Source organism: Mesorhizobium sp. M7D.F.Ca.US.004.01.2.1, from assembly GCF_003997785.1.
Lineage (GTDB): Bacteria > Pseudomonadota > Alphaproteobacteria > Rhizobiales > Rhizobiaceae > Mesorhizobium > Mesorhizobium loti.
This window is the reverse complement of sequence record NZ_RZRQ01000384.1, coordinates 1-5101: the sequence shown is the minus strand read 5'-3', so window position 1 is coordinate 5101 and position 5101 is coordinate 1. Positions and strand designations below refer to the sequence as shown.

The window sequence follows — 5101 nt, the reverse complement described above, 5'->3', positions numbered from 1 at the left end:
GGTGTAGGCGACGTGGTTCTTGAACCACTTGGCCTTCATGTCGAGCGGCGGCGCCAGATTCAGGATGTGAGGATTTGCAGCCAACTTCAGGTGCGGGATACACATTTTGGATACCAGGAAGGTGCCGCGCGTGTTGATCTGATGCATCAGGTCGTAGCGCTTCATGTCGGTTTCCAGCGTGCCGGTGAGCTGGATGGCGCTGGCATTGTTGACGCAGATGTCGATGCCGCCGAACTTTTCCACGGTCCTGGCGACCGCCTCGGCCACCTGTGCCTCCTCACGGATGTCGCACAGCACGGGCAGCGCCTTGCCGCCGGCCTGCTCGATCTCTTCGGCCGCCGTATAGATCGTGCCCGGCAGCTTCGGATGCGGCTCGGCGGTCTTGGCGGCGATCGTCACATTGGCGCCGTCGCGTGCCGCACGCAGCGCGATCGCCAGCCCGATGCCGCGCGACCCGCCGGAGATGAACAGCGTCTTTCCCTTGAGCGACATTTTTCCCTCCAATGGCTTTATCTCGTTGCGCAATCCTTGCCTGTGGCGCTGCCGGATACAAGAGCTTGAGGCGGAAGCTATGGTGACGTTGCGGAGGGTCCCGTGTCTTGCCGGCTGCAAACGACGTGGCGTCACAACCGATTTGGCATATAATTCCCACACCGGATGGCAGATCACCAAATGGCTTTGTTGATTAAGAATGTCGAAGTGGAGCGGCTGGCCCGAGAACTCGCCATGAGCCGTGGCGTGTCCGTGACGGAAGCGATCCGGCAGAGCCTCGAAAACGAAATTGCTCGCGAAAACCTGACTTCTCAGCAAAACGAGTCTGACCTGATCGTGAGGCTTATGGAAATTTCAGAGCAAGCAGGCCAGATACCTATGAGAGACCACCCGATGACGGAGGACGAGATACTCGGCTACGACGAACTCGGGATCCCGACCAGATGATGCATATCTCAACCTCAGCGTCGCGCCGCCCCTCATTGCCCTGCCGGGCATTTCTCCCCGTATAGTGACGGGGAGAAAGAGGCTGTGCCGATGATTTCGCCAATCATCAATATTGCAGAGCAAGCGCCAGCGGCGCGGCTATCTCCCTTCTCCCCGTCACTATACGGGGAGAAGGTGCTGGCAGGCGGATGAGGGGCGGCGCTGACTCTTCCAATGATCGCCAAAAACTGCCGGACACGTCGTTCCTAAACCAGCACCAACCCCTGCCGCATCGCAATGGCGATCGCGTCGGTGCGGTTGGCCGCACCGAGCTTGATCAGGATTGCGGCGACGTGGAACTTCGCCGTGTGCACGGAGATGTTGAGGCGCCGCGCGATCACCTTGTTGGGAGCGCCCTCAGCCAGCAGCGCCAGCACTTCCGCTTCGCGCGGCGACAGCGAAGGCCGGACAGCATGCTCGTCGGGGGTTTCCTCCTCGAACGGCTCGCCATCACCGGCATGGAAATGCTCATGGCGCCCGCTTCTGCCATCGTTCGATACGCGATAGCCGGCCGCAGCCAGCCGCACTGCTGCGGCGATCAACAAATCGTCCGCGCCCGCCGCCATGACGGCCAACACCTCACCGGTGGGCCGCTCGTCGCCGCGTCCCGACAGCAGCACCCTTGGAATGGCGGCCGGCACCGCCTCACCGCTCCGGTCGTCAACGATGGCGACATCGGCTCTGCCGGCCACGACCGGCAGCAGGTCATCGCTGGCGGCAAGCGAGGTAGCCAGGCGCTCGGCGCGCTCCGCATCGCCAAGCGCAATCAGCACCACCAGCCGCCGCGAGACGGCACCGTCATGCATGATCCGGTCGCTGGTGAGCGTGTCCATCGATCACCTCAGCTCAGCGGCTTTTCGCCGATTGTCAGCGCGACATCGCGCTGTTCGCCGCCGCGCACCACGCCCAGCGTCACCGAAGCGCCGGCGCTGTCGGGTCCAAGCCTGCGGATCAGGTCGCGCGGACCATGCACGGCCTCGCCGTTCCACGCCATGATGATGTCGCCAAGTGAGAGACCGGCGGCCTTGGCGGGACCATCGTCGTCGAGGCTCATCACCATCGCGCCCTGCGCATCGCGATCGCGTACCGGATGCAGGCCGGCGCCGAGATAACCGCGCGCGACATGGCCTTTCTCACGCAGGGTCGCGACCGCCCGCTCGATCGTCTCGTAAGGCATGACCAGCGCCCGGTGGCGCGGTCCGAACAACAGCATGCCGATCAGTGCGCCCTTGGCATCGAGCACCGGACCGCCTTCGAAACGGCCGCCGGCGCCGACGGCAAGATTGATGCGCCGGTCGATGGTGCCGCCGCGCATCGAGCGCCAGGCCGGACCGACTTCGCCGACCGAACCCGACACGGCCAGAGCCGAGCCCTGGCTGTTGCCGATGGCGATGGCGATGTTGCCCGGCCGCACTGCATCGGCCATGGCCAACGGCACGGCGCTGACGGCCCCCGCCGGCTTCAGCAGGGCAACGCCGGTCGACGGATCGCGGCCGATCAGTTCGGCCTTCACGGTCTCGCCCGAGGCCAGCACCAGCTCGATCTCCTCGCCGGCCTCGACGGCCTCTTCGGCGGTGACGAAATAGCCGTCACGCCAGTGAAAGGCGCTTGCCGTGCGGTGATGATGCGTGGCGAAACTCGCCGTTGCCGGAGCCGCTTGTGCCGCGAGATCGGCGATGGCGTCGGAAAATGCATTCAGATTGAAGTCGCTCATGAATATCTCCTGGGTTCATCCATGCCCCAGATATCGCTCGACAGCGCGCCCGGAGGTACTCGCCTGACGGCTAGTTGCTGGTTTGACTGGCCATCTGGTCAGGTCGCGACGGTTCGGCCCGCTCCGCACATATAGTCATCCTTTCGCCTGAAAACACGGAGCCTGATCATGGCCCTCGCCGCCACCAAATTCCAAACTGATGACACGTTGCTCGACGCCTATTCGACGACCGTTGCAGACGCCGTCGACCGCATCGGCCCGGCCGTCTGCCGCATCGAGCGCGTCGGCGGTCAGGGCGGCCATGGTTCGGGCTTCGTCATCGCGCCGGACGGGCTGGTGGTCACCAACTTCCATGTCGTCGGCGACGCCAGGACGGTACGCGTCTCGATGCCGGACGGGTCGTCCAGCGAAGGCCGCGTGCTGGGCCGCGACCCCGACACCGACATCGCGCTGGTGCGCGCCGATGGCAGCTTTGCCGACGTCGCGCCGCTGGGCGATTCCAAGCGGCTGCGGCGCGGCCAGATCGCCATTGCCATCGGCAATCCGCTCGGCTTCGAATGGACCGTCACCTCTGGCGTCGTCTCGGCGCTTGGCCGCTCTATGCGCGCCTCCACCGGCCGGCTGATCGACGACGTCATCCAGACCGACGCGGCGCTCAACCCCGGCAATTCCGGCGGGCCGCTGGTGTCGTCGGCGGGCGAGGTCATTGGCGTCAACACCGCCATGATCCACGGCGCGCAAGGCATCGCTTTCGCGGTCGCCTCCAACACCGCCAACTTCGTCATTTCGGAGATCATCCGCTTCGGCCGCGTGCGCCGCGCCTTCATCGGCGTCTCGGCCGACACCACCAATCTGCCGCGCCGCGCGGCCTTGTTATCGCAGGTCTCGACCAGCACCGCAGTGCGGCTGCGCAGCGTCGAGAAGGATGGCCCGGCGGCCAAGGCCGGCCTGAAGGAAGGCGACATCATCGCCGCCATCGACGGCCGTCCTGTCACCGGCGTCGACGACCTCGTGCGCATGCTCGACGCCGAACGCATCGGCCGCGAGACGCTGTGCACCGTCGTGCGCCGCACCGGCGTCAGCCAGGTGACGGTGACGCCGGTGGCAAGGGCTGGCTGAGGCGGGCGCTCAGGCTCCCGCCGCTCCCTCTGCATACTGCGCCAGAAACGCCTCGCTCGGCGGGATCGGCTTGATGACGTCGATCAGCACGCCATTGGGGTCTTTGGTGATGAAATGGCGCTGGCCGAAGGGCTCGTCGCGCAGCGAACGCAGGATCGGCAAGCCGGCAGCGACGACACGCTTATAGACCGCGTCCGGGTCGCGAACCTCGAAATTGATCAGCAGGCCCGAGGTGCGGCCCCGCCCCTCTTCCGGGATAGTCTCATGGTCGCCCTGGACGATGCCCAGATTGACGCGTTTGTTGTCCACCGATTGCAGATGCACATACCAGTCGCTCGTAAACAGCGGCTGGAAACCGAAATGCTCGACATAGAACGCCGTCGTGCCGGCGACGTCGCCCGTCATCAGCACCGGGTAGTAGCTCGTGGTCTTCATCTTTCCTTCTCCCGTCAATTAACATACAGTCTGCATGTAGATTGAATTAACATACAGGCTGCATGTATGCAACAGGAAACCACACGCCGTTCCAACCGCGACCGCACCGAAGCGACGCGCGCCGACCTGATTGCCGCGGCACGAAAGCTGTTTACGGAAAAATCCTATGCCGAGACCGGCACGCCGGAGATCGCTGCCGCCGCCGGCGTGACGCGCGGTGCGCTCTATCACCATTTTGCCGACAAGCAGGCGCTGTTTGCAGCCGTGGTCGAGCAGGAGGCGGCAGCGGTCGCCGAAGAGATCGAGCGCGCCTCGCCGCCCTCGCTCGATGCGCGCGAAGCACTGATTGCCGGCTCAGATGCCTATCTCGCCGCCATGCGCGCACCCGGCCGCACGCGGCTGTTGCTGCTCGATGGCCCGGCCGTGCTTGGACGCCCCGCAATGGACGCGATCGACAACCGCCACGGCAACCGCTCGCTGCGCGAAGGGCTGGTCGCGGCAATGCGGGCGCAGGCGATGACGAGATTGCCGGCGGAAGCGCTGACCGCGCTGCTCGGCGCAGCCTTCGACCGCGCCGCCCTGGCGATCGAGGCCGGCGCCTCAGCGCAGGATTATCGCACTGTTCTCATGGCGCTGATCGATGGGCTGTCTCCAGCTCCTCTTCAGGCACCTCGCCCGGCTCGAACTCGTTGAAGCAGCCGAGTTGGCGCTTGAATTGGTCGATCAGCCAGGCCGCCGCCGGCTTCGGGCTGCGGTCGTTGCGATGCATCGCAAACAGGGGCGAACTCACCTCCCTGAAGGACTCGAGGTCGATTTCCACCAGCCGGCCGCTCGCCAGATCGTCTGATATCAGCC

7 protein-coding genes and 1 pseudogene are annotated in these 5101 nt (G+C 65.1%); 3 read left to right on the top strand and 5 right to left on the bottom strand.

All coding sequences use genetic code 11. The annotated features are described in order from the left end of the window. Positions 1-492: SDR family oxidoreductase (locus tag EN993_RS31030; RefSeq protein WP_127265676.1), on the bottom strand; the 492-nt coding region annotated here is incomplete at its 3' end. Between the two features lie 180 nt (positions 493-672). On the opposite strand from EN993_RS31030, the gene EN993_RS31025 reads away from it, so the two are divergent. Beyond that, complete coding sequence (locus tag EN993_RS31025; RefSeq protein WP_164757920.1) at positions 673-939, top strand: type II toxin-antitoxin system VapB family antitoxin; 267 nt, start codon at positions 673-675, stop codon at positions 937-939. A 245-nt stretch (positions 940-1184) separates the two neighbouring features. On the opposite strand, the gene EN993_RS31015 is transcribed toward EN993_RS31025, so the two are convergent. Both EN993_RS31015 and EN993_RS31010 read right to left on the bottom strand, forming a co-directional pair. Beyond that, entirely contained in the window at positions 1185-1811 is a 627-nt protein-coding gene (locus tag EN993_RS31015) for a helix-turn-helix transcriptional regulator (RefSeq protein ID WP_109660065.1), read from the bottom strand. An 8-nt stretch (positions 1812-1819) separates the two neighbouring features. After that, the gene (locus tag EN993_RS31010) at positions 1820-2692 is read right to left on the bottom strand and encodes a S1C family serine protease (RefSeq protein WP_109660063.1); all 873 of its coding nucleotides are present in this window, start codon (positions 2690-2692) and stop codon (positions 1820-1822) included. Between the two features lie 168 nt (positions 2693-2860). On the opposite strand from EN993_RS31010, the gene EN993_RS31005 reads away from it, so the two are divergent. Then, the gene (locus tag EN993_RS31005) at positions 2861-3811 is read left to right on the top strand and encodes a trypsin-like peptidase domain-containing protein (RefSeq protein WP_109660060.1); all 951 of its coding nucleotides are present in this window, start codon (positions 2861-2863) and stop codon (positions 3809-3811) included. Positions 3812-3820: 9 nt separating this feature from the next. On the opposite strand, the gene EN993_RS31000 is transcribed toward EN993_RS31005, so the two are convergent. Further along, on the bottom strand, positions 3821-4246 hold the full coding sequence (locus tag EN993_RS31000; RefSeq protein ID WP_109660058.1) for a VOC family protein: 426 nt from the start codon (positions 4244-4246) through the stop codon (positions 3821-3823). A 66-nt stretch (positions 4247-4312) separates the two neighbouring features. Here EN993_RS31000 and EN993_RS30995 point away from each other — a divergent pair, with 66 nt between their 5' ends. Next, the gene (locus EN993_RS30995) at positions 4313-4939 is read left to right on the top strand and encodes a TetR/AcrR family transcriptional regulator (protein ID WP_109660055.1); all 627 of its coding nucleotides are present in this window, start codon (positions 4313-4315) and stop codon (positions 4937-4939) included. On the opposite strand, the pseudogene EN993_RS37460 reads toward EN993_RS30995, so the two are convergent. Continuing rightward, positions 4872-5101: pseudogene (locus EN993_RS37460) on the bottom strand (substrate-binding domain-containing protein); the annotation flags it as partial. The gene EN993_RS30995 and the pseudogene EN993_RS37460 overlap by 68 nt on opposite strands.